This window comes from Desulfatiferula olefinivorans, assembly GCF_054657895.1.
In genome coordinates this window covers 119,746-142,652 of sequence record NZ_BAAHXV010000008.1, presented here as the reverse complement: position 1 = coordinate 142,652, position 22,907 = coordinate 119,746, and the positions used below count along the sequence as shown (strand labels likewise).

Here is a 22,907-nt window from a genome sequence, read left to right as displayed (position 1 = left end):
GATGAGAAAGCAACAATGATGGGCTTACAAAAAACGAGGCTCACTCAGGGTACGCCGCAGTGGCGAGAAATGACGCGCAGCCCGAAAATCGAACGTTTTCCGAAGCCGTCAAAAACGGATGACAACCATTCACCCGGTCGTAATCATAAATCGTTCACGATGAGAACTGAGAAAATCGCCTTAAATATATCATAACGCCTCGGACCTGATCAACGATTAAGGTTTCTTTCATACCGGCCATCCGCCTCATCGCCCGGCAACAGAAATCGGTTCGGAGCCGATCACCGGCCTCAACTCCACAGGGGTAATCCGGCCCGGCTTGTCGCCGCGTTTCAGGAGACTCTCGCTGTCCTGACGGTTGGCCGGCCAAAACCATCAGGGTTTGATGTAGGCAAAACCTCTTTTCTGACACTCCACCAACGCGACAACCCCCGCCGGTACGATCTCGCATTCCGGACAAAGCCGATCGGCCGAAAGATCGAAGTGCACCAGGGCATTGTTGCAGACCCGGATTATCACCCCCAGGCCATGGATCATCCTGATTTTTTCAGCAACCTCGGCGTTCTCCCTAACCAGATGCAAAACCCCCGGTCCGTTGACCACCAGCACCAGCTCGGCCGCCCGTCCACCCAGGGCCTTGTGAAAATTGACGATATTGTTGACGGCAATATCAAGACTCACACGCTCGTTATCGACATGAAACACGGTATCGTAATTCATAGGGTCTCCTTAAAAAAATGACCGTTGGTTCAGAGAAACGTATGGAATATGGAGAACACTTAAAACACAACATCGACTCCGTATTCCTTGAATCGGGCGTCTGATGTAACCACCGGCATATCCAGTGCCAAGGCGGTGGCAATGATGAATCGATCACAAGGATCTTTATGGATCTTAGGCAGTTCGGTGGCCCGAAGGCAAATGGTAAGACTCAGGTCTATGGGCTGGAGATGATGAAAATTCAGCACGGCATCAAACCACTCTGCCGAATTGACAGGAAGGATCAATTTACCGGTTTTCGCTTTTGATCCGATTTCAAAACCTGATACGGCTGAGACATAAACAACCGGTGTTTTATTGATCCGATCGAGCACGTGGGCGGACAGTCGATTTTCCGGTTCCCCTTCAGCGATCCATAACAATGCGCATGTATCCAGTATCATTCGATTTCACCCCATTCGTCGTCACTCAGATCTTCTGTTGGATCATAATTGATTTGAATCCTGCTCATGACAGGGTGCTTTCCCAAACGCGACCCCACACCCTTCTTGACCGGTGACAGTTCGGCGACGGGGGTGCCGTTGCGGCAGATTAAAACCGTACTGCCGGTTTGCTCGATTTGAGCCAGGATTGCCGACAAATTGGTTTTTGCTTCATGGATGTTCAATTTTAGAATTGGCATGGACAAATCCTTCAATTGCGAACGAATTAGTTTAGCTTAGTTTACCTATAGACGAATCAGTTGTCAACCCGGGTGCCCTCAAGGCAATCGCTTGGATGTGTCCGGTTGAAGTCCTGTCGGTATCGGGATCGCTATCGTTATCGATATCCATACCGTTCGATAGCGATAACGATCTCGACCGCGGGAACGTGAACGATTGTGGTGGCCGGACGTGCCGGCCCTTCATGAGCGTCGTAGGCAATCCGTTCGCGGGAGAACGTCCATATTTTCCGTGTCGCCACGTCGCGCTCGTCTTCCTTGTTTCCGGCCTTGCCATAGGGGCTGAAATGGTCTATCTGGTTATGCACACGGTTCGTATGATTCGCTCTCTTTGACCATTCGTTTCCAAAAGGGGCTTAGGATCATGCATTCAGTCAACACCCCATCAAGGGAAAGATGTGCTATCCATGGTAAAAACCGGCCTTGAAAATCTTGTGGACAGCCCTCCGGAGTTTCTTTCGGGAAAACGGCTGGGGCTTCTGGCGAATCCCGCGTCGGTCCGTCGGGATTTCACGCATGCCCGGGACCTCGTTCATCACCGCTTCGGCGATCGGCTGACCTGTCTGTTTTCGCCCCAGCACGGTTTTTTTGCAGACAAACAGGACAACATGATCGAATCGGACCACATGAAAGATCCGAAGCTGGGCATTCCCGTGTTCAGCCTGTACGGCGAGACCCGCAGGCCCACGGAAGCGATGTTCGAGCACCTGGACGTCCTTGTGGCGGACCTTCAGGACGTGGGCACCCGGGTCTACACGTTCATGTACACCCTGTCCTACTGCATGGAGGCGGCCAAAGCCTTCGGCAAAACCGTCGTGGTGCTGGACCGGCCCAATCCGGTGGGCGGGGCGGCCGTCGAGGGGCATCTCTTGAACGAGGCGTACCGATCCTTCGTGGGGCGCTACCCCCTGCCCATGCGCCACGGCCTGACCATGGGCGAACTGGCCCTTTTGTTCAACGACCATTTCGGCATCGGCTGTGATCTTCACGTCATTCCCATGACCGGCTGGACGCGGAATCTGTATTATCATCAGACCGGCCTGCCCTGGGTGGCGCCGTCACCCAACCTTCCCACGCCGGCCTCGGCCTTGGTGTACCCGGGGCAGGTGATCTTCGAAGGCACCAACGTCTCCGAGGGTCGGGGAACCACCCAGCCCTTTGAACTTTCGGGGGCCCCCTATGCGGACCCTGCGGCCCTGATCGCCGGCGTCCCGCCGGAACTTCAGGGCGGAATCCATCTGCGGCCGGTATGTTTCGAACCCACGTCCAACAAATGGCAGGGCCAGACCTGCCGGGGCGTTCAGATCCATGTGCTCGACCCTGAAAGATACCAGCCCTACGCCCTGTCCCTCTCCCTGCTCAAAGGATTCATGGACCAGGGCGGCGACCGCTTCGCCTGGAAAGAGCCCCCTTACGAATACGAGTACGAGAAGCTGCCCATGGATCTGATCCTGGGCGATTCAAAAACCCGCAAACGTCTGGAAGACGGAGAAAGCATCCAAAGCATCCGGGCGTCCTGGCAGGAGGACTGCGCCGCCTTTAACCGGCTCAAACAAAGGTTTCACCTGTATGATTAAAGAACACGAGGGTGCCCACTGGATCCGAATGAGTTTCAAGGGCAACAAGGTCTGGGCGGAAACCGACGGGGCCGGGGAGTTTCTGACCGATGACACGGGCAAGGTGAGAATCAAGTACAATCTCAAGCAGGATTATGAATACCGGGTCCATCCGGACAGCCTGAAATCCGCCGATCCGGAAAACCTGGTGCCGAAAAAGACCGATTCCAAAAAAAAGGCCCCCGGCCCGGCCACGGCAAAAAAAACCGCCCCCCATCCGGAAAGCCTGGCACAAAACCATGACGAGGCCGGGGTGATCCATGTGTTCACCGACGGCGCCTCCTCGGGCAACCCCGGCCCCTCGGGGATCGGCATTTTCTTTCGGTACGGGGATCATGAAAAGGAAATCTCGCGGTACATCGGCCAGGGGACCAACAACATCGCCGAACTGGAGGCCATCCGGACGGCCCTGTCGGAAATCAAAAAGCCCGAGCTGCCGGTGCGTCTGTACTCGGACAGCAGCTACGCCCTGGGCCTTCTGACCCAAAACTGGAAGCCGAAAAAAAACGTGGAACTGGTGGAATCCATCAAGGCCCTGATGAAACGGTTTTCGAACCTGACCCTCATCAAGGTCTCGGGGCACTCGGGCGTTGAAGGCAACGAGAAGGCCGACCGCCTGGCCACCTCGGCCATCGAGCGCGAACGATAACCGGTCAGGCCCAACGCAAAAAGCCCTGCATGACATCATGCAGGGCTTTGATCAGATCCGAAAAAAAGCGTATCGGTTACTCTTTGTCTTTTGCCTCGTCGGCAGGGGCGGCTTCTTCATCCTTTTTCCAGGAATCCTTGAGTTCGTCGAAACCCAGGTACAGAGCCAGACAGCCACCGATCAGAAGAACGGGGGGAATCGTTGCGGCCAGAAGCTGCATCAGCGGACCAAACCACACGGCGATACCGATCAAACCCAAAGTAGCTGCAATCGCGCCACCAATCAACGTCTTCATAAAACTTCCTCCTTTAGCTTGAATTCGAATTTTTTTTAATCCGTCCCCTGAGGGGGTAATCGTTTTTTATTGCCTGCGGCGGCCGGAAGCAGGCCCGGTTCGCGGGATGAAACCGACACGCACGCCTTAGTAACGCTGGTCATTCGAACAAGATCAACACGAAGATGTTCCACCAAGGATCAATCAACACGCCGTCATTCATCCAAGCGGAACATTTTAATCTACGGAAGCTACCATATCAAATCCGTCAAAGCAACCCAAAAAAAACCATGGGCTTACAATATTTTCATGGCCGCGATCACGCCCCCGATCGGAAAAAACACGGATCGGGCCTTGCACTCCAAAACAAACTATATTATGGATGATGAACCATGCATGTCGTATATTAAAAAACCGCGGCATTGTCAAAACCTGCGGTCTTTTTTTTGATCCTCAGACCCCAACCCCCTGTCCCGGACAGGGTGTCGATACCCATGTGAGACTTCCCGATGAACGAGACCCGAACAAATCCCATCCGCCGATGGACCCAGCGTTTTCAAAAAGCCTTTGTCAGAAACCTGAAGCATCCCGCGATCCATTACAGCTCACACCTGCCGATCCGATCGGGATTCGTTTCAGCGGCCCTTCGCAACTTTCTTTTCCGGAACATCCGGTTCAACCCCAGACAGCTTGACCGTCTCCGCAGTCTGCCCGAAAACAGCGTGATCGTCTATGCCTCCAAATACCGCAGCCATTTCGAGTATCTGTTCTATTTCACGCGATTCCAGAAAATGGGCCTGCCCTACCCCAGCATCGGGTTCGATCACAGCTTCATTATCTGGCAGCCCGCCGTCCACCTGTTCAAGATCATCTATTCGCACACCCATCACCTTCTCCGGCGCTTTTCCTTTCCGGACCCCTTTGAAAGCGGTCATATCCGCGATCAGCTGCTCGGGGGACGGTCGGCCCTGATGACCCTGATCAGCAAAGAATCCTTTTACAATCGTTTTGTCAAACAGAAAACTGACCCCATCCGTTACCTGATCGACATCCAGAACGCCACGGACCGGTCGGTCTATATTGTTCCCGAACTGATCTTCTTCAGCGCCAAGCCCCAAAAAATGGGCCTTTCACTGGTCGATCTCTTGTTCGGAACCCAGGAGCGCCCCGGAAAGCTCCGCCGCCTTGTCATGCTGCTCGGCAACTCGAAAAACAGTTTTGCCGAACTCGGGGAACCCCTTTGCATCAAAGACTTCCTGGCACGGGACGCCGTCCGGGATCTTCCGGCCCTCGAGCAGGCCGACCGGCTGCGCCGGGAACTGATCAACCGCGTCAACCGCCATCGACAGACCATCACGGGTCCCCTCCTCAAATCCCGCGAAGAACTCAAGGAAACCATCCTGACCAGTGACGCCCTCAAACAGTTTCTTCAGGAGCATGCCCAAAAAAACGAGCTGACCCTGCGGGAGGTCAACAAAAAGGCCGACGCCTACCTGGAAGAAATCGCCGCCAATTACAGTTCCAAATGGATCACGGCCTTCAAGATCGTTCTCGACTGGCTGTTCAAAAATCTGTTCGAAGGCATCACCGTGGATCACGAGGGCCTTTCCAGGGTCAAGGAGCGGTCCATTGAAGCGCCCCTGGTTCTGGTGCCCTGCCACAAAAGCCATCTGGATTACCTGATCCTCTCGTACATCTTTCACATCAACAACATGCCCTGCCCCCATATCGCCGCCGGCAAGAACCTCTCGTTCTGGCCCATGGGAACCATTTTCCGGGGCGGCGGAGCGTTTTTCATGCGACGGACCTTCAAAGGCGCCGAGCTTTACGCCAAAATCTTTTCCGAATACATGAAAAAACTCCTGTCCGAAGGATTCAACATCGAACTGTTCATCGAAGGCACCCGCAGCCGCACCGGCAAGCTGCTGCCCCCCAAATTCGGACTGATGTCCATTCTCATCGACGCCTTCCGCGACGGCGCCTGTGAGGACCTGTTGTTTGTCCCGGTTTTTTTCGGCTACGACCGGGTTCTCGAAGAGGACGCCTACCTCCACGAGGTCGAAGGCGGTGAAAAGGAACCCGAAAGCGTGGGGCAGATCTTCAAGGCCCGACGTGTTCTCAAGCGCCGCTACGGAAAGGTGTATGTCAACTTTCACGAACCCTTATCGCTCAAGGCCTTTCTTGAAACACGGGGGGAAGACATCGCCGCCCAGAACCGTGACCAGCACAACGCCCTCTGCCGATCCATGGGTTACCGTCTGATCCAGTCGATCCAGAAAGTATCTCTGGCCACGCCGTACGGCATCGTGGCGAGCGCCATCCTGAACAATCCGCGCAAGCGCTTCACCCACGAGCAGCTGATGCACGACATCGACATGTACATGACCTACCTGACGTCCCAGAACATCCGTCTGTCCGACACCCTGTCCCAGAACCGGACCTGGGCCGTCAACACGGTCATCGCCAACTACACCCAGCGCAAATTCATCGATATCAACACCGACGACCAGACCGAGCCCACAAGCAAAACCATTTATAAGGTCAACACCGCCAAGCGGCCCCTTCTGGGATACTATAAAAACAACTGCATCGGCTTTTTCATTTCCGCCGCCTACACCGCCCTTGCCGTCCTGGGACGCCGCTCGTTTCAGTTCAGACACGTTGATCTGGTCGAGGGGTACAACCGCCTCAAACAGATGTTCGACCAGGAATTCACCTACGATCGGGAAACACCGGCGGAATTTCTGATCCGCAAGGACATCAAAGCCTTTATCAACGACGGCATTCTCACGCCCCACGCCACCTTGCCCGACACCTACGACATCACCCCGGAAGGTTACCGAAAGCTGAACTGCTACGCGAGCTTCCTGAAAACATACATGGAATCTTATCTGGTGGCGCTGCATTTTTTCAAGCGTTACCCGGAAAACAGCTTCGAAGGGAAAACCGCCGTGAAGAAAATCCTGGCCCTGGGACGCCGCATGGCCAAAAATCATGAAATCGATCTACCCGAATCCCTATCGGAGATCAGTTTCAAAAACGCCCTGACCTATTTCACCGGCCAGGGCCTGAACGAGCCCGGCTCCGAAGACAAAGCCCGGTATTTCATGGCCGTTCTGAGCGACCACATCGCCCTGATTCAGATGTAGACTCACCATGAAGGCCCTGATTCTCGCCGCCGGGTTCGGTACACGGCTCAGACCCCACACGGAGATGCTGCCCAAACCCCTGTTTCCCCTGGGAGGACGGACCATCCTCGATACCACCATCGAGGCCCTGATCGCGGCCGGCTGCACCGGCATCGTCGTCAACACCCACCATCTGGGGGAAACGATCGCGGCCCACATCAAGGCCGGCCGATACGCCGTGCCCGTCATCTCCCGCCATGAACCGGACATCCTCGATACCGGCGGGGCCATAAGGAACGTGGCCGACCTTTTGGGCGATCAGCCCTTTTTCGTGGTCAACGGGGACATTGTCACCGATGTGGATTACGCCGCAGTATATCGGTTCCACACCGCCCACGGCCGTCTTGTGACCCTGGTGCTCCACGACTTTCCGGAATTCAACTGCGTGACCACGGACCGGACGGGCTTTGTCCGGGGGTTCTACCTTGACGCCAAACCGGAAGGCTGCCTGCCGGATCTGGCTTTTACCGGCATTCAGGTGGTGGACCCGTCGGTCATCGGCCGCATCCCCCCCGAGGGGCCCTACGGCAGCATCGCCCTCTACCGGGAGCTGATCGCCCGGGGACCCCATGTCAAAGCCATGATCCTCGATCGGCCCTACTGGATCGACATGGGCACCCCCGAAAAATACCTGGACGCCTGCCGTGACAGGACCGCACCCAGGGTGTTCGACCGGGTGTTCGGCCTCGATCCAAACCGGCCGATCCGGGTGAGCCCCCTTGCCGGAGACGGCTCGGACCGCCTCTACCGTCGCCTCTGCCGGGATGATCACAGCCTGGTGGTCTGCGACCACGGCATCACCATGAACGCACCCCGGTCCGAAGCCGCGGCCTTTGTCCACATCGGCCGTCATCTTGCAGGCAAGAACATTCCCGTTCCCACCATTCTGGAGGCCGATCTGTTTTCCGGTCAGGTGTTTCTCGAAGACCTGGGGAACGTGCACCTGGCCCAGGTGGTCCGGGCCGCCGCACCCCAGACCCGCCTCGCCCTGTACGGCGAGGTCCTTCAGATCCTGGCCCGCATGTCGGTTCATGGGGCCGAGGGGTTCGACCGCAGCTGGACATGGCAAAGCACAGATTACGACCGGGATCTGATCATCCACCGGGAGGGCCGATATTTCGTCAGCGCCTTCGTAAACGGGGTGCTGGGCATGGATCTTCCCGTCGACGCTCTGGACGAAGCCTTCCACGCCCTGGCCGACCGGGCCCTGGCCCACGGGGCCATCGGCTTCATGCACCGGGATTTCCAGTCCCGGAACATCATGGTCCACGAGGGGAGGTGCCGCATCATCGACTTCCAGGGCGGGCGCATGGGACCGGTCCAGTATGACCTGGCCTCTCTTCTGATCGACCCCTACGCCGACATCGATCCGGACACCCAAAACCTTCTGCTGGATGACTATCTCAACATCCACACCGCCCTTGTTCCCCTCGACCGGGCCGCCTTTTGCGACGGTTACCGTTACCTCCGCATCTGCCGAAACCTCCAGATGCTGGGCGCCTTCGGCTTTTTAAGCCGGGTCAAAGGCAAAGCCGGATTTGCCGACTTCATCCCCGCGGCCCTTGGCACCCTTATGCGAAACACCGGGGATCTGGACGGTCCGGCCTTCGGCGAATTCAAAAAAATCATGGAAAAAATACGGTCGTTGGGCTACTGTCAGGCTCACACTGACCCACACCAACACAAGGATACGCCATGACCCCCATCGCCCTGATGATCAACGGCCTTCCCGGCAAGGTCGCCGAGACCATTGCCCGTCACGCCGAAACCGACGGCCGCGTCCGTCTGCTTCCCTGGTCCCTCACCGGACCGGATATCGTCGAGCCCACCGTGCGGGTCGGATCGACCGACATCGCCCTGATCCGACCCGATGCCCGTGAAACGAAAATCCCTGAGCTGATCACCGCCCACGGCCCCTTTATCACCGTGGACTACACCCATCCCAGCGCCGTCAACGACAATGTGGACTTCTACTGCCGCCACGGCCTGCCCTTTATTCTGGGCACCACCGGCGGCGATCGGGAGGGCATTCGCAAGCGGGTGACCGAATCGACCATCCCCGCCGTGATCTCGCCCAACATGGCCAAGCAGATCGTGGGAATCATGGCCATGGTCGAATACGCCGCCAAAACCTTTCCCGGCCTTTTTAAAGGTTTCCGGATGGAGGTTCGGGAAAGCCACCAGAGCTGGAAGGCCGACACCAGCGGCACGGCCAAAGCCATGATCCGCTATTTCAACGATCTGGGGGTCGATTTCACCGAAGACCGTATCCACAAGGAGCGGGACCCGGAGGTTCAGAAACGGGAATGGCACATCCCCGAGGAGCACCTGGACGGCCACGGCTGGCATACCTACACCCTGACCGCGCCGGACGGATCGTCCCAATTCGCCCTCACCCACAATATCAGCGGCCGGGACATCTACGCCGGGGGCACCCTGGACGCCGTGGCGTACCTGGACAAAAAAGTCCGCGCCGGTATCACGGGCCGGGTCTTTTCCATGATCGACGTAATGACAAACGCATAAAAAAATCATCCGGCGGCCCTGCCGGGGGCCAAACGTTTGAAACGTTTGACAAACAGGTATGTAAACGCCTATATTCCGTCACACTCAAATCCCATTTGTCCAGATTTTTAAAATCTGGTCCCCCGGAAGGGCCGCCGGAGGCATTGATTACAACATCATATCAGAGGGCTTCGTAACACGTCCGAAGGAGCTATGTATGAAACACGGATGGATCGTTCTGACCCTGCTCGTCGCCCTGATCGCCCGGGCCGACGCCGACCAGACCTTTCCCGGCAAAGACTATTCCCCCTCACCGGACCCCATCGCCGGCCTTGACGCCGAAATCGGCGGCGAGCTGGCCATTTTCGGCGGTCAGTATTCCAAGAGCTTCAACTACTACCTGGACAACAATTCGCTGACCGCCGAAATCTTCGGCTCCATGTTCGAAACCCTTCTGGGCATGGATTCGGTGACCCTCGCCTACGAACCGGGCCTGGCCGACCGCTGGACCATCTCAGACGACAAAAAGACCTTCACCTTCCACATCGACGACAAGGCAAGGTGGAGCGACGGCGTTCCCATCACCGCCGAAGACGTGCGCTTTACCTTCGACGCCATCATGGATCCGAAACACATGACCGGCCCCCACAAGGTCAGCCTGGAGCGGTTCAAGCCGCCGGTCATCGTGGACAAGCAGACCATCCGCTTTACGGCCGACAGCGTCCACTGGCAGAACCTGGGCGCCGTGGGAGGGTTTCACATCCTGCCCAAACACGCCTACGGATCGATGGATTTCAACAAGCTTAATTTCGACTTTCCCGTGGTCTCGGGCCTGTACCGCATGGGCGAACTCAAGGAAGGCATCTTTCTGACCCTCACCCGCCGGTCCGACTGGTGGAACAAGGACGCCCCCGGCGCCCGGGGCATCGGCAACTTCGACACCCTGAAATTCCGTTTCTACGCCGACCGCATCAACGCCTTCGAGGCCTTCAAGAAAGGCATGATCGACCTCTTCCCCGTATACACCTCACGGCTCTGGGTCAATGAAACCGGCGACGACCTGTTCGTCTCGAACCGCATCGTCAAGCAGAAGGTCATCAACCATCAGCCCGTGGGATTCCAGGGGTTCGCCATGAACATGCGCACCTTCCCCTTCGACGACCTTAAGGTAAGAAAAGCCATGGCCCACCTTCTGGACCGGGAGAAAATGAACCACACCCTGATGTACGACCAGTATTTTCTCCACCGCTCCTATTACGAAGATCTCTACGACGCCGAGCACCCGCTGGAAAACCCGGTCTTTGACATGAACCGGCAGAAAGCCCGGGCGCTTCTGACCGAGGCGGGCTTTGTGGTCAATCCGAAAACCGGCTTCCTTGAAAAAAACGGACGGAAGTTCTCGTTTAAATTCCTCACGAGGGATCCGTCCTCCGACAAGTTTCTGGCCATCTACGCCGAAGACCTGAAGGACGTGGGCATCGAGCTGATTACCGACAAGAAGGACTGGGCCGCCTGGGCCAAGGACATGGACGAGTTCAACTACCAGATGACCTGGGCCGCCTGGGGCGCCGGGGTGTTCAAGGACCCGGAAAGCATGTGGTCGTCCAAAGAGGCCGACCGAAAAGGCAGCAACAACATCACCGGGTTCAAGGACCCCGTGGTCGACGCCCTGATCGAGGAACAGAAAAGCATCTTCGACGTGGAGAGGCGCAACGCCATCGTCCGGAAAATCGACCGCATCCTCTGCGACAACGTGCCTTACGTGCTGTTGTGGAACGTGAACTACACCCGGCTTTTATACTGGAACAAATTCGGCACACCCCCCACGGTCCTGTCCAAATACGGCCGTGAAAGCAGCGCCTACGCCTACTGGTGGCTGGACCCCGACGCCGAAGCCGACCTTGCCCGGGCCATGAAAACCGGCGCCACCCTCCCCGCCAAACCCGCCGCCATTGATTTCGACCAGGTGTTTGCGCCCTGATGGTTTGGTATGATTGTTCAGGAAAGAATGGTGTATTTTTTTGCCTCCGGCGGCCCTTCCGGGGGACCGGATTTTAAAAATCCGGGCAAATGGGAATGGAAAACCATCGACATTTTTCATCTATACAGATCAGACGTTTTACGGTATGTATAGGATTTCATTTTGCCGGGCGCATGGGGTGGTCTGTGTTCGCAACATCGCTTTTTATTTGATGATTTTTATATATTTCACATTTTAGGAGGATCGAACAATGACAGTTAAAAACGTGGTGATGGTCAGCGCCTGCCGTACGGCCATCGGAAAATTTCTGGGAACGCTGAAAGACACGCCCGCCCGGGATCTGGCCATTGCCGTGGGCAAGGAAGCGGCCAAACGTGCAGGCATCGATGCGAACATCCTTGACGAAATCGTCATGGGCCAGTGCCTGCCAGGCCTTCAGGGCTCTCTGCCCGCCCGTCAGGTGTCCAAACGCATCGGGTTTTCCGATGAAAGCAGCGCGGTCCTGGTCAACCAGAACTGCGGTTCCGGCATGCGTGCCCTTGAAATCGCCGCCCACAACATCATGCTCGGCAAAACCGACAGCGCCATGGTCATCGGTGTGGAAAGCATGACCAACGCCCCCTACATGCTGCCCAAGGCCAGAAGCGGCTACCGCATGGGTCAGGGCACCATCGAGGACAGCATGCTCCACGACGGTCTGGTCGACGAACTGGCCGGCGGCCACATGGGCACCACCGCTGAAAACGTGGCTGCCAAATACGGCATCACCCGTGAAGAGTGTGACACCCTGGCCCTGATGAGTCACAGCCGCGCCCTTGCCGCCATCGAAGCCGGAAACTTCAAACGAGAGATCGTGCCCTTTGAAATCCCCAGCCGTAAAGGCGCCATCATCTTCGATACGGACGAGCACCCCATTCCCAACAGCACCATGGAAAGCCTGGGCAAACTCAAACCCGTGTTCAAGAAAGACGGTGTGGTCACCGCCGCCAACGCCTCCGGCATCAACGACGGAGCCGCCGCCGTGATCCTGATGTCCGAAGAAAAGGCCAAGGAACTGGGCGTGAAACCCCTGATGAAACTGATCAACACCGCCTGCGCCGGCGTGGCCGCCGAAGTGATGGGCTTAGGGCCCGCCGTGGCCATTCCCAAGTGCCTCAAACAGGCAGGGATGACCTTCGATCAGGTGGACTACTGGGAAATCAACGAAGCCTTCGCCGCCCAGTTCATCGGCGTGGGCCGCATGCTCAAGGAAGACTTCGGCATCGACCTCGATCTTGACAAGGTCAACCACAACGGTTCCGGTATCGCCCTGGGCCACCCGGTGGGCTGCACCGCCCTGCGCATCATCGTCAGCCTCTACTACGAGATGGAACGCCTGAATCTGACCGTGGGCGGCGCCTCCCTCTGCGTCGGCACCGGCCCGGCCATCGCGTCATTGTGGACCCGGAACGTCTAGCCTGAGCGTTTTCTTTAAGATGAAATGAACGGCCGGGTGCCTGAGCGCCCGGCCGTTTTTTATTGTTGCCTCCGGAGCAACCGTCTCCTGATGAAAATAACCACGGGATCAATGTTTACTTGCGATTGAACGGCGTTGCTGATATGGTCTATTTAATCCCTTTATGTTTGATATCATTGTATTTTGTCGTGAACCCACTGTATTTCAACAGACATTGAAGAAATTGAGAGCTTACCGTAAAAGGACAAGCGGGTTCATACAAACCGGCTTGATGCAATTATCAAAAAACATACATTTGAGTTATTGGCTCACAGTTGTTTTTTAAAAGGAGCATAAAATGCAAACGGAATTTAACGAAAACATTTTAAAACAAGTATTTAAAGAGGCTCTTCTTGAAATGATTGAGGAAAACCGCAGTGTTTTTCAGGACATTATCGTTGAGGCCTTGGAAGATATCGCGTTAGGCCATGCCATTGATGAAGGGAAGGACAGCGAATCGGCTAGCAGACAAGAAATCTTTTCCATTCTGGACGGCCACTCGTGAAGACGACATTTAAAAAGAGTTTTGCCAACGACTTAAAAAAACGATCTCAAAACAAACGCCTGTTATCGCAGGTCGCCCAGGTCATCCAGGCCGTAGAGGCCGCCCAATCATTGCAGGACATCAACAACCTGAAAAAGCTTAAAGCCAATGACAATGCATTCCGAATAAGGGTTGGCGATTACCGGCTGGGCTTGATCATCGAAAATGATACCGTCTGTTTTGTCCGCTTGCTCAGCAGAAAAGAAATCTATCGATATTTCCCGTAACAATCAAAGACGGGGATTTAACAATCATATTCAATCCCCTTTATTATCATGTCACCATGCCCCTTATTAGGATAAGTGTTTGCGTTAACGGCCGGAGGCCCGGCTGTTATGCCGACATCCTGATTTGATCAGGGCGGACCCTTGATATGAGGTACATGCCTTTAACCCCAACCATGAAAGGCGGCGTATGAAACAATCGGCAGGCGGATTCATGATGGTGATTCTGATCCTTGGTTCGGTTTTTGGGACAGCCCTTGCCTCAGACCAAAACCCCTGCACCTTGAAACCCGATCCGGGGCCGTGCAAGGCGTTGTTCACGCGGTATTACTTCGATGCCGAACGCGGCGCGTGCCGGTCTTTTTTCTGGGGCGGCTGCGGGGGCGTGGTGCCGTTTGAAACCTTGGGCGCCTGCGAGGCGGCCTGCGGGGCCGGAGCCAAAACGGTCGGGCCGCCCGCGCCATCTGACACCATCTGGAAGGGCAGCGCGTCACATCAGAAGGAACCCTTTATTGCCGTGATCACCTCGTCGGAGGCCTGGACGGATCTTTGGAAGCGGGCCTTTGACGCGCCCGCCCCGGACGTCGATTTCACGAGGCTTGAGGTGGCCTGCGTCTTTTTGGGCCATTCCGCCGACGGGTTTTATGCCATCGGATTCGGCCGACCGTTCATGCGGGACAACCACCGGGTCATACCCTATACCCTGGCGGACATCGTGCTCGAATTATCCGAACCCTTTCAGCCAAAGGGCCAGTATCTGATGCAGGTCATAGACAAAACCCCGGGGGTCGAAACGGTTCTGGAAGAAAATGATCCCCGTTATCCAAGGCGGGAGTGATGCCCATGATGATTTGGCTTTGAAAAAACCGGGCGGTTTGTGCTATCGTGGCGGTCATTGAAAAAACCCCGTCGGCGCGGGCCGACACCTTCAAAGACCACCTGAAAACGAGGGGCCGAAATCGTGAAACGCCTGTCCTTGTTCATTGCATCCTGGTTTATCCGCCGAAGTGATCCGATTTCCGACCCCGGTGTCCGGGCCCGGTACGGCCTGCTCGAAGGCTGGGTGAGCATCATCGGCAACACCCTGTTGTTCGCCGTCAAACTCTATGCCGGACTCCTGGTCCACAGCGCGGCCCTCATCGCCGACGCCTTCCATACCCTGTCCGATTCGGCCACGTCGCTGGTGGTGATCGTCGGATTCAAGATGGCCCAGAAGCCTTCGGACAAGGAACATCCCTTCGGCCACGGCCGGTTCGAACCGGTGGCCACCCTGATCATTTCGGTGCTTTTGTTCGTGGCCGGCTTCGAACTGCTGCAATCCTCGATCGAGGCCATCATCCGGCCCACCACCAGCCGGGCGGAACTCTGGGTCATCGCCCTGGTGTCGGGCACCATTGTCATCAAGGAGCTGATGGCCCGGTTTTCCTACCATATCGGGGAGCACATCGATTCGGCCACCCTCAAGGCCGACGGTCTTCACCACCGCAGCGACGCCCTGTCCACCCTGCTGGTGGTGGTCGCCCTCGTCGCCTCACGCTACGGCTACACCATGGTTGACGGCATCATGGGCTGTCTGGTGTCCGCAGCGATTTTTATTTCCGCCTACATGATCATGAAAGACGCCATCCATCCCCTTCTGGGCCAGCCCCCGCCACCGGAACTGATTGCGGCCATCGAGAAACTGTGCATGGCCCGTCCCGGCGTGCTGGGGGTTCACGACATCATTGTTCATACCTACGGCCAGACCAGCATCACCTCGATGCACATCGAGGTCTCCCACAAAAAAAGCGCCTTCGCCCTCCACCGGATCGCCGAGGGCATCGAGGACGCGGTCGGTAAAAAAACCCGGGGGATGGTGGTGGTGCATATCGATCCGGTCAACCGGGATCACCCCGCCTACCGCAGGATCGAGAACGTCCTCACCGAGATCGTCGCAGACCATGACCGGGTTCAGTCCTTTCATGACCTTCGGATCGTGGGCGACCAGCCCGACGGCGGCACCGTTCTGTTCGGCATCGCCCTGTCCGACGAGGTTCCCGAATCCGACATTCACCAGGTCATTGCCGACGTCAACGACAGCGTCCGTTTTCACTTTCCCCGGATGAAGGTGGTGATCAAGGCGTCACCCAAATACAGCTACAAACCCTGACCAAGGAGTTTTCATGGCACACGATAAACTGCCCGAACGCAGCGAGATTCCCCAAAAAGACCAGTGGGACCTGACCCCGCTTTTCCCCTCGGACGAGGCCTTTGAAACCTTGTTTGTCGAGGTCGGCGAGCGCATTGCCGGATATGCCGCTTTCAAGGGCCGCCTGCACGAATCCGTCGACCTGTTTAAAGCCTGCCTGTCCTTTGACGACGCCGTCAGCAGGGACGTCGACCGGCTTTACACCTTCGCTCACCTGAAAAACGACGAAGACACCCGCAACCAGCATTACAACGGCCTGTACCTCAAGGCCATGAACCTCCATGCCCGGCTGGCCGATGCGGCAAGCTTTCTCGTTCCCGAAATCCAGAGCCTGGACACAACGGTGATCGAGGCCTACCTCCGCCACCCGGATCTTGCGGACCACCGGTTCACCCTGGAAAAAATCCTGCGCAGCAAACCCCACACCCGCAGCGGTGAAATCGAGCAGATTCTGGCCATGGAAAGCGAGGTGTTCCAGAGTTCCCGGCAGATCTTCAGCCAGATGGACAACGCCGACTTCCAGTTCGGAACCCTTGAGGACGAGACCGGCCGGACGGTGGAACTGACACACGGCAACTTCATCGCCTTTCTGTCCAAACCGGACAGGGATCTGCGCAGGCGGGCCTTCCACCAATATTATACGGTCTACGACACCCACAAACACGGCCTTTCCGCCACCCTGGCCGCCTCGGTAAAAAAAGACGTGTTTCTGTCCCGGGTCCGCCGCCATGACAGCTGCCGAAAAGCCGCCCTGTTCGCCGACCGCGTGGATGAGCGGGTGTACGACAACCTGACGGCCACGGTCAAAAACAACCTCTCGCCCCTGTTTGACTACCTTTCGTTCCGAAAAGAGGTCCTTGGCCTGTCGGATCTGCATATCTACGACACCTACGTGCCTCTATCGGGCGATGTGTCTTTTCATATGGACTACGACGAGGCCGTCACCACCTGCATCGAAGCTCTTTCCCCCCTGGGCCGGGACTACACCGAGACCCTGGGAAAGGGCCTTCGCGGCGGCTGGGTGGACCGCTACGAAAACCGGGGCAAACGCAGCGGAGCCTACTCGTCGGGCTGTTACGATTCGCCGCCCTACATCCTTTTGAACTATGAGCCAAGCACCCTAAGCAGCCTGTTCACCCTGGCCCACGAAGCCGGACATTCCATGCACAGCTATTACGCGAAAAAACATCAGCCCTACCCCACCCACGGGTACACGATCTTCGTGGCCGAGGTGGCATCGACCCTCAACGAAACCCTGCTTGGCCGTTACCTGCTCGAAAAAACAGATGATCCGGCGATGAAGGCCTACATCCTCAACCGGGAGATCGACAACATCCGGGGCACCCTGTTCCGCCAGACCATGTTCGCCGAATTCGAAACCCTCATCCACAGACGGGCCGAACAGAACGAATCGCTGACCCTGTCCCGGTTCCGCAGCGACTACCGGGACCTCCTTGACATCTATTTCGGGAACGCCCTTGTCATCGACGAAGAACTCAGCCTGGAATGTTTCCGTATTCCCCATTTCTACTCACCTTTTTATGTGTACAAATACGCCACCGGCATCTCGGCGGCCCTGTCCCTTGCCGCCGACATCCTTCAGGAAGGAAAGCCCGCCGTGGACCGTTATCTGTCCTTCCTGGGCCTGGGCGGCAGCATGTTCCCCATCGACGAGCTGAAGGCGGCCGGGGTGGACATGGACTCCCCCGAGCCGGTCCAGAAGGCCGTCGACCATTTCGCCAGTCAGGTGTCGGCCCTGAAAAGCGCCCTGGGATTTGCATGATCTACGGCATGAACGTCATCGGCAGGGTACACACCTGCTTCAGGGAAAAATTCGGAACGCCCCGCCAGGCCGGTCTGGTTCCGGACGCGCCGGGCACCCTGGTGTTCGAGCCCGACTATGCCCGGATCAACGCGGTGCGGGAGCTTGAGCGCTTTTCCCACCTGTGGATTCTTTTTGTCTTCGACCGGGTGAAAAGCGATCACTGGCAGGAGATGGTCCGGCCGCCCCGCCTGGGGGGCAACCGCAAGGTGGGGGTCTTCGCCAGCCGGTCGCCCTTCCGGCCCAACCCCATCGGAATGTCCGCCGTCCGCCTGATACGCGTGGCCGTAACAGATCAGGGCCCGGTGCTTCATCTTGCGGGGGTGGACATGGTCGACGGCACCCCGGTTCTGGACATCAAACCCTATCTGCCCTACGCCGACATCGTGGCCGGCGCATCGGGCGGATTTGCCGATACGGCGCCGGAGCCCGTGTTTCCGGTCTGTTTCACCGAAGAGGCCGAGCGGCAGATCGACGTCCTGTCCGGTCAGCGCCCCCATCTGAAAACCATCGTCACCCGGATGCTCGAACTGGACCCCCGGCCCGCCTACAGCGGGGATGACGGCAAAACCTACGGCGTCCGCCTGTTCGACCGGGACGTGAAGTGGCGGATCGAGGACGGAACCATCCGGGTTCTGAGCCTTGACCCCGTGAAAGCCTGAGGCCCTTTTGGATCACACCATCACCCAACTGACGGTTCAGAAGAACAACAAACACCGGGTCAGCGTGTACCTGGACGACCGGTATGAATTCAGCCTGGGCATCCTCATAGCAGCCCGCCTGAGCACGGGAGGCATTCTGACAGACGAGGAGGTCACGGCCATCAAGCGGGAGGACGAGGAGGCGCGGGCCTATGATGCGGCCGTCCGCTTTCTGGGCCGGCGGGCCCGAAGTGTCCGGGAAATGCGCCAGTACCTGAGCCGAAAAGAATTTCCGCCCGAATGCACGGACCACGTCATTCAACGGCTTGAAGACAAGCGTTATCTGAATGACCGGGACTTTGCCCGCCTGTGGATCGAGGACCGCCTGAGGCTCAATCCCAAGGGCGCTTTTGCCCTTCGCCAGGAATTGCGCCAGAAGGGCATCGACGAGGTTCTGATCGACGAGGCCCTTTCCGGTTACGATGAGACCCGGGCGGCCATGAGCGCCCTTGAACCCAAACTGCGGCAATGGGAAAACGCCGACCCGGACACCCTGAAAAAGAAAATCTACGCCTTTTTGAGCCAGAGGGGCTTTTCCTACGACACCACCCTTGCGGTGGTCGAAACCGTGCTCAATCCGCCTTAGGGTCGGAATCATTTATTTCATTCCTGGAAATTTTAGGCTTGACAAACTTGGTCTATAGGTATATTTATCCAAAATTACAATAAATTCAAGGTATTTTAAATGAACCGAATTTCAGTCATTAGCAACATCATCGTCGTACAGATTCCCGTGACCGTCGTCACTGTCGTGGGCGTCGACCTACTTCCGAGAGGTTGATAATGGCTTGATAAAAAACATTAATTTTCACCATAAAAGCCGTTATCAGCCTGAAAACTGATAACGGCTTTTTTAATGGAGCGATCACTATGAAGAGCAGCAACGTCAAAAAAGGAATCGAGAGAGCCCCCCATCGCTCACTGTTCAAGGCCATGGGTTACACGGACACCGAAATCAACCGCCCCCTGATCGGCATCGCGAACTCGGCCAACACCATCGTGCCCGGCCATGTCCATCTGAACCGGATTGCCCAGGCCGTCAAAGCCGGCGTCTACATGGCCGGCGGCACCCCCATCGAATTCGGGGTCATCGGGGTCTGTGACGGCATCGCCATGAACCACACGGGCATGAGCTACTCCCTGGGCAGCCGCGAGCTGATCGCCGATTCCGTGGAAGTGGTCGCCACCGCCCACGCCTTCGACGCCATCGTGATGATTCCCAACTGCGACAAGATCGTTCCGGGCATGCTGATGGCTGCGGCGCGCCTCGACATTCCGACGATTTTCATCAGCGGAGGACCCATGCTGGCCGGCCGGCATCCGGAAGATGCCGGCCGCAAGGTCGACCTGATCTCCGTGTTCGAATCGGTAGGCGCCGTTCTGTCCAATAAAATGACCGAAGACGAATTAAGAACCATCGAAGACGCGGCCTGTCCCACCTGCGGGTCCTGCTCGGGCATGTTCACGGCCAATTCCATGAACTGCCTGACCGAGGCCATCGGTCTGGGCCTGCCCGGCAACGGTACCATTCCGGCAGTCATGTCGGCCCGGGAACGGCTGGCCAAGGAAGCCGGCATGAAAATCATGGACCTTCTGGCCAAAAACATCACGCCCTCGAAGATCCTGACGCCCAAAGCGTTTGAAAACGCCCTGGCCGTGGACATGGCCCTGGGCTGTTCGACCAACACGGTACTCCATCTGAAAGCCATCGCCCACGAGGCCAAGGTGCCGGTGGAACTGTCGACGATCAACGAGGTCAGCAAAAAAGTCCCGCACCTGTGCTCCCTGTCTCCCGGAGGCAAGGACCACATCGAGGATCTCAACGCGGCAGGCGGCATCCAGGCCGTGCTCAAGGTTCTGTCGGACCAGGGCCTGATCAACGGAGACTGCCTGACCGTCACCGGTAAGACGGTCAAGGAGAACATCGAAACCAGGCGGGTCTTGAACGAGAACGTGATCCGTCCCTTCGGCAACCCTTACCACACCGAAGGCGGCCTTGCGGTATTGTTCGGCAACCTGGCTCCCGAGGGCTGCGTGGTCAAGCAGTCGGCTGTTCTCGATGAAATGCTTCGCCATTCCGGCCCGGCCCGGGTGTTCGATTCGGAAGAAGCGGCCTCCCAGGTAATCCGGGACGGCGGCATCAAACCCGGCGACGTGATCGTGATCCGGTACGAAGGACCCATGGGCGGCCCGGGCATGCGTGAAATGCTCAGCCCCACCTCGGCCATCGTGGGCATGAAGCTCGACGACTCGGTGGCCCTGATCACCGACGGACGGTTTTCCGGCGGCACCAAGGGCGCGGCCATCGGCCATATTTCGCCCGAAGCGGCCCACGGCGGCCCCATTGCCGTTGTCCGGGAAGGAGACACGATCTCCATCGACATCCCGGCCAAGAAGATCACCCTGGAGCTGTCCGATCAGGAAATCGCCGAACGGCTCAAAACCTGGACCCGGCCCCAGCCGAAAATCACCACGGGGTACATGGCCCGGTATGCCAAACTGGTGTCGTCGGCCAGCGAGGGAGCCATCGTTAAATAACGTTTATCAATGACATCATTATATATAAAGGAAAGCGAATCATGAAACTTTCAGGTGCTCAGATCCTTATGAAGATCTTTGAGGAAGAAGGCGTAGACACCATCTTCGGTTACCCGGGAGGGGCGGTTATCGACATCTACGACGCCCTGGACCAGACCGACATCAAACACATTCTCGTTCGCCATGAGCAGGGCGCGGTCCACGCGGCCGACGGTTTCGCCCGGGCCTCCGGAAAAACCGGCGTCTGCCTGGTGACCTCCGGCCCCGGCGCCACCAACACCGTCACCGGTATCGCCTCGGCCTACATGGATTCCATTCCGATGGTAATCATCACCGGCCAGGTGTCCAGCCACCTGATCGGCAACGACGCCTTCCAGGAGGTGGACATCGTGGGCATCACCCGTCCCTGCACCAAGCACAACTACCTGGTCAAGGACATCGACAAGCTGGCGCAGACTCTGAGGGAAGCCTTCTACCTGGCCCGTTCCGGACGGCCCGGACCGGTTCTGGTGGACATTCCCAAGGATGTGTCCAACATGGTTACCAGGTTCGAGCAGCGCAAGGGCGACAGCAAGATCGAGATGCGGGCGTACAAACCCACGTACAAGCCGAACACCAAACAGCTCCAGAAGGTGGTCAACCTGCTGAAAAAGGCAAAAAAACCGATCATCTTCACCGGCGGCGGCGCGGTGTCCTCCGGCGCCCATGAGGCGCTGACGGCCTTTGCCCGGAAAGCCCGGATTCCGGTGACCGGGTCCCTGATGGGCCTCGGCTCCTTTCCCGGCACCGATCCGTTGTGGATGGGCATGCTGGGAATGCACGGCACCTATCGGGCCAACATGGCGACCTCGACCTGCGACTGCATGATCGCCGTGGGCGTGCGCTTCGACGACCGGGTTACCGGCAAGACCGACGTGTTCGCCAAACACGCCACCATCGCCCAGATCGACATCGACCCCACGTCGATTCACAAAAACATTCCGGTGGCCGTGCCCGTGGTCGGGGACTGCAAGATGGCCCTGGAGGAGTTGAACCGCCTGATCGACAAGGAGAACCTCGAGGATCTCTGCCAGGGCCGAGACGAATGGATCAGCCAGATCGCCGAATGGGGCAGCACCAAGCCCCTGGCCTATGACCAGAAAGACGTGATCAAGCCCCAGTACGTCATCGAGACCTTTTTCAAGCTGACCAGGGGCGAGGCCATCATCACCACCGAGGTTGGCCAGAACCAGATGTGGGCGGCCCAGTATTATCATTTCAACAAGCCCAACCACTTCATCACCTCGGGGGGGCTGGGCGTCATGGGGTTCGGTCTGCCCGCCGCCATCGGGGCCCAGGCGGCCTGTCCGGACAAGATTGTGGCCGATATCGCCGGCGACGGCAGCATCCAGATGAACATCCAGGAAATGGCCACGGCCATGCAGTACGGCCTGCCGGTCAAGGTCATCATCCTCAACAACCGGTACCTGGGCATGGTTCGCCAGTGGCAGGAGCTGTTCTATCAGCGCCGCTACGCCTCGACCACCCTGGACCACAATCCGGATTTCGTGAAACTGGCCGAAGCCTACGGCGCGCTGGGCCTTCGGGCCACGAAACCCGAGGAGGTTGAGGAGACCCTCAAAAAGGGTCTGGCCTCCCCCAAAACGGTGATCATGGAATTCATCATCGAGCGGGAGGAAAACGTTTACCCCATGGTACCGGCGGGCAAAGCCATCACCGACATGCTTCTCGTTTAGACGGG

The 22,907-nt window shown here is 57.5% G+C and carries 20 protein-coding genes; 16 read left to right on the top strand and 4 right to left on the bottom strand.

Features of this window, described 5'->3' with window-relative positions:
- Nucleotides 1–375: 375 nt before the first annotated feature.
- Genes ACYQ11_RS08275 through ACYQ11_RS08265 form a run of 3 tightly spaced genes read right to left on the bottom strand, consistent with a single transcriptional unit; the run spans nt 376 to nt 1,402 of the window.
- Nucleotides 376–720, bottom strand: a complete 345-nt coding sequence (locus tag ACYQ11_RS08275; RefSeq protein ID WP_459923305.1) for a DsrE family protein — start codon at nt 718–720, stop codon at nt 376–378.
- Between the two features lie 59 nt (nt 721–779).
- Nucleotides 780–1,163: a type II toxin-antitoxin system VapC family toxin gene (locus tag ACYQ11_RS08270; protein WP_459923304.1), complete on the bottom strand. Its 384-nt coding sequence runs from the start codon at nt 1,161–1,163 to the stop codon at nt 780–782.
- Nucleotides 1,160–1,402 carry a type II toxin-antitoxin system Phd/YefM family antitoxin gene (locus ACYQ11_RS08265; protein WP_459923303.1) on the bottom strand — a complete coding sequence of 81 codons (243 nt, stop codon included), beginning with the start codon at nt 1,400–1,402 and terminating at the stop codon, nt 1,160–1,162. The genes ACYQ11_RS08270 and ACYQ11_RS08265 overlap by 4 nt, the downstream gene beginning before the upstream one ends.
- Nucleotides 1,403–1,848: 446 nt before the next feature.
- Between ACYQ11_RS08265 and ACYQ11_RS08260 the strand changes: the two genes are divergently transcribed.
- Both ACYQ11_RS08260 and ACYQ11_RS08255 read left to right on the top strand, forming a co-directional pair.
- Nucleotides 1,849–3,018, top strand: coding sequence for an exo-beta-N-acetylmuramidase NamZ family protein (locus ACYQ11_RS08260; protein ID WP_459923302.1), 1,170 nt, complete (start codon nt 1,849–1,851; stop codon nt 3,016–3,018).
- Complete coding sequence (locus ACYQ11_RS08255) at nt 3,011–3,706, top strand: ribonuclease HI (protein ID WP_459923301.1); 696 nt, start codon at nt 3,011–3,013, stop codon at nt 3,704–3,706. Before ACYQ11_RS08260 ends, ACYQ11_RS08255 begins: the two co-directional genes overlap by 8 nt.
- Nucleotides 3,707–3,782: 76 nt before the next feature.
- Here ACYQ11_RS08255 and ACYQ11_RS08250 read toward each other — a convergent pair whose 3' ends face one another.
- Nucleotides 3,783–4,001: a hypothetical protein gene (locus ACYQ11_RS08250; RefSeq protein WP_459923300.1), complete on the bottom strand. Its 219-nt coding sequence runs from the start codon at nt 3,999–4,001 to the stop codon at nt 3,783–3,785.
- 488 nt (nt 4,002–4,489) lie between these two features.
- Between ACYQ11_RS08250 and ACYQ11_RS08245 the strand changes: the two genes are divergently transcribed.
- From ACYQ11_RS08245 to ilvB, 14 genes are all read left to right on the top strand, one after another.
- Entirely contained in the window at nt 4,490–7,129 is a 2,640-nt protein-coding gene (locus ACYQ11_RS08245; protein WP_459923299.1) for a 1-acyl-sn-glycerol-3-phosphate acyltransferase, read from the top strand.
- Nucleotides 7,130–7,136: 7 nt separating this feature from the next.
- Nucleotides 7,137–8,867: a sugar phosphate nucleotidyltransferase gene (locus ACYQ11_RS08240; protein ID WP_459923298.1), complete on the top strand. Its 1,731-nt coding sequence runs from the start codon at nt 7,137–7,139 to the stop codon at nt 8,865–8,867.
- Nucleotides 8,864–9,694, top strand: a complete 831-nt coding sequence (gene dapB, locus ACYQ11_RS08235; RefSeq protein WP_459923297.1) for a dihydrodipicolinate reductase — start codon at nt 8,864–8,866, stop codon at nt 9,692–9,694. The genes ACYQ11_RS08240 and dapB overlap by 4 nt, the downstream gene beginning before the upstream one ends.
- A 196-nt stretch (nt 9,695–9,890) precedes the next feature.
- Complete coding sequence (locus ACYQ11_RS08230) at nt 9,891–11,654, top strand: extracellular solute-binding protein (protein ID WP_459923296.1); 1,764 nt, start codon at nt 9,891–9,893, stop codon at nt 11,652–11,654.
- Between the two features lie 250 nt (nt 11,655–11,904).
- Entirely contained in the window at nt 11,905–13,110 is a 1,206-nt protein-coding gene (locus ACYQ11_RS08225; protein ID WP_459923295.1) for a thiolase family protein, read from the top strand.
- 337 nt (nt 13,111–13,447) lie between these two features.
- A complete protein-coding gene (locus ACYQ11_RS08220; protein ID WP_459923294.1) occupies nt 13,448–13,654 on the top strand; it encodes a hypothetical protein in 207 nt (68 codons plus the stop codon).
- On the top strand, nt 13,651–13,920 hold the full coding sequence (locus tag ACYQ11_RS08215; RefSeq protein ID WP_459923293.1) for a type II toxin-antitoxin system RelE family toxin: 270 nt from the start codon (nt 13,651–13,653) through the stop codon (nt 13,918–13,920). Before ACYQ11_RS08220 ends, ACYQ11_RS08215 begins: the two co-directional genes overlap by 4 nt.
- A 187-nt stretch (nt 13,921–14,107) precedes the next feature.
- Nucleotides 14,108–14,755, top strand: a complete 648-nt coding sequence (locus ACYQ11_RS08210; RefSeq protein WP_459923292.1) for a BPTI/Kunitz domain-containing protein — start codon at nt 14,108–14,110, stop codon at nt 14,753–14,755.
- 123 nt (nt 14,756–14,878) lie between these two features.
- Nucleotides 14,879–16,066 (top strand): cation diffusion facilitator family transporter, encoded by a 1,188-nt coding sequence (locus ACYQ11_RS08205; protein WP_459923291.1) that lies wholly within the window; start codon nt 14,879–14,881, stop codon nt 16,064–16,066.
- 13 nt (nt 16,067–16,079) lie between these two features.
- The gene (pepF, locus tag ACYQ11_RS08200) at nt 16,080–17,888 is read left to right on the top strand and encodes an oligoendopeptidase F (RefSeq protein WP_459923290.1); all 1,809 of its coding nucleotides are present in this window, start codon (nt 16,080–16,082) and stop codon (nt 17,886–17,888) included.
- Nucleotides 17,885–18,589: a tRNA (N6-threonylcarbamoyladenosine(37)-N6)-methyltransferase TrmO gene (gene tsaA, locus ACYQ11_RS08195; protein WP_459923289.1), complete on the top strand. Its 705-nt coding sequence runs from the start codon at nt 17,885–17,887 to the stop codon at nt 18,587–18,589. Before pepF ends, tsaA begins: the two co-directional genes overlap by 4 nt.
- 7 nt (nt 18,590–18,596) lie before the next feature.
- A complete protein-coding gene (locus tag ACYQ11_RS08190) occupies nt 18,597–19,214 on the top strand; it encodes a RecX family transcriptional regulator (protein ID WP_459923288.1) in 618 nt (205 codons plus the stop codon).
- Nucleotides 19,215–19,498: 284 nt separating this feature from the next.
- Complete coding sequence (gene ilvD, locus ACYQ11_RS08185) at nt 19,499–21,166, top strand: dihydroxy-acid dehydratase (protein WP_459923287.1); 1,668 nt, start codon at nt 19,499–19,501, stop codon at nt 21,164–21,166.
- 41 nt (nt 21,167–21,207) lie between these two features.
- Nucleotides 21,208–22,902, top strand: coding sequence for a biosynthetic-type acetolactate synthase large subunit (gene ilvB, locus ACYQ11_RS08180; RefSeq protein ID WP_459923286.1), 1,695 nt, complete (start codon nt 21,208–21,210; stop codon nt 22,900–22,902).
- Nucleotides 22,903–22,907: the final 5 nt, after the last annotated feature.

Coding starts and splice junctions, on each gene's coding strand:
- ACYQ11_RS08275 (WP_459923305.1), bottom strand. CDS start 720: ATGAATTACGATACCGTGTTTCATGTCGATAACGAGCGTGTGAGTCTT.
- ACYQ11_RS08270 (WP_459923304.1), bottom strand. CDS start 1,163: ATGATACTGGATACATGCGCATTGTTATGGATCGCTGAAGGGGAACCG.
- ACYQ11_RS08265 (WP_459923303.1), bottom strand. CDS start 1,402: ATGCCAATTCTAAAATTGAACATCCATGAAGCAAAAACCAATTTGTCG.
- ACYQ11_RS08260 (WP_459923302.1), top strand. CDS start 1,849: ATGGTAAAAACCGGCCTTGAAAATCTTGTGGACAGCCCTCCGGAGTTT.
- ACYQ11_RS08255 (WP_459923301.1), top strand. CDS start 3,011: ATGATTAAAGAACACGAGGGTGCCCACTGGATCCGAATGAGTTTCAAG.
- ACYQ11_RS08250 (WP_459923300.1), bottom strand. CDS start 4,001: ATGAAGACGTTGATTGGTGGCGCGATTGCAGCTACTTTGGGTTTGATC.
- ACYQ11_RS08245 (WP_459923299.1), top strand. CDS start 4,490: ATGAACGAGACCCGAACAAATCCCATCCGCCGATGGACCCAGCGTTTT.
- ACYQ11_RS08240 (WP_459923298.1), top strand. CDS start 7,137: ATGAAGGCCCTGATTCTCGCCGCCGGGTTCGGTACACGGCTCAGACCC.
- dapB (WP_459923297.1), top strand. CDS start 8,864: ATGACCCCCATCGCCCTGATGATCAACGGCCTTCCCGGCAAGGTCGCC.
- ACYQ11_RS08230 (WP_459923296.1), top strand. CDS start 9,891: ATGAAACACGGATGGATCGTTCTGACCCTGCTCGTCGCCCTGATCGCC.
- ACYQ11_RS08225 (WP_459923295.1), top strand. CDS start 11,905: ATGACAGTTAAAAACGTGGTGATGGTCAGCGCCTGCCGTACGGCCATC.
- ACYQ11_RS08220 (WP_459923294.1), top strand. CDS start 13,448: ATGCAAACGGAATTTAACGAAAACATTTTAAAACAAGTATTTAAAGAG.
- ACYQ11_RS08210 (WP_459923292.1), top strand. CDS start 14,108: ATGAAACAATCGGCAGGCGGATTCATGATGGTGATTCTGATCCTTGGT.
- pepF (WP_459923290.1), top strand. CDS start 16,080: ATGGCACACGATAAACTGCCCGAACGCAGCGAGATTCCCCAAAAAGAC.
- tsaA (WP_459923289.1), top strand. CDS start 17,885: ATGATCTACGGCATGAACGTCATCGGCAGGGTACACACCTGCTTCAGG.
- ilvD (WP_459923287.1), top strand. CDS start 19,499: ATGAAGAGCAGCAACGTCAAAAAAGGAATCGAGAGAGCCCCCCATCGC.
- ilvB (WP_459923286.1), top strand. CDS start 21,208: ATGAAACTTTCAGGTGCTCAGATCCTTATGAAGATCTTTGAGGAAGAA.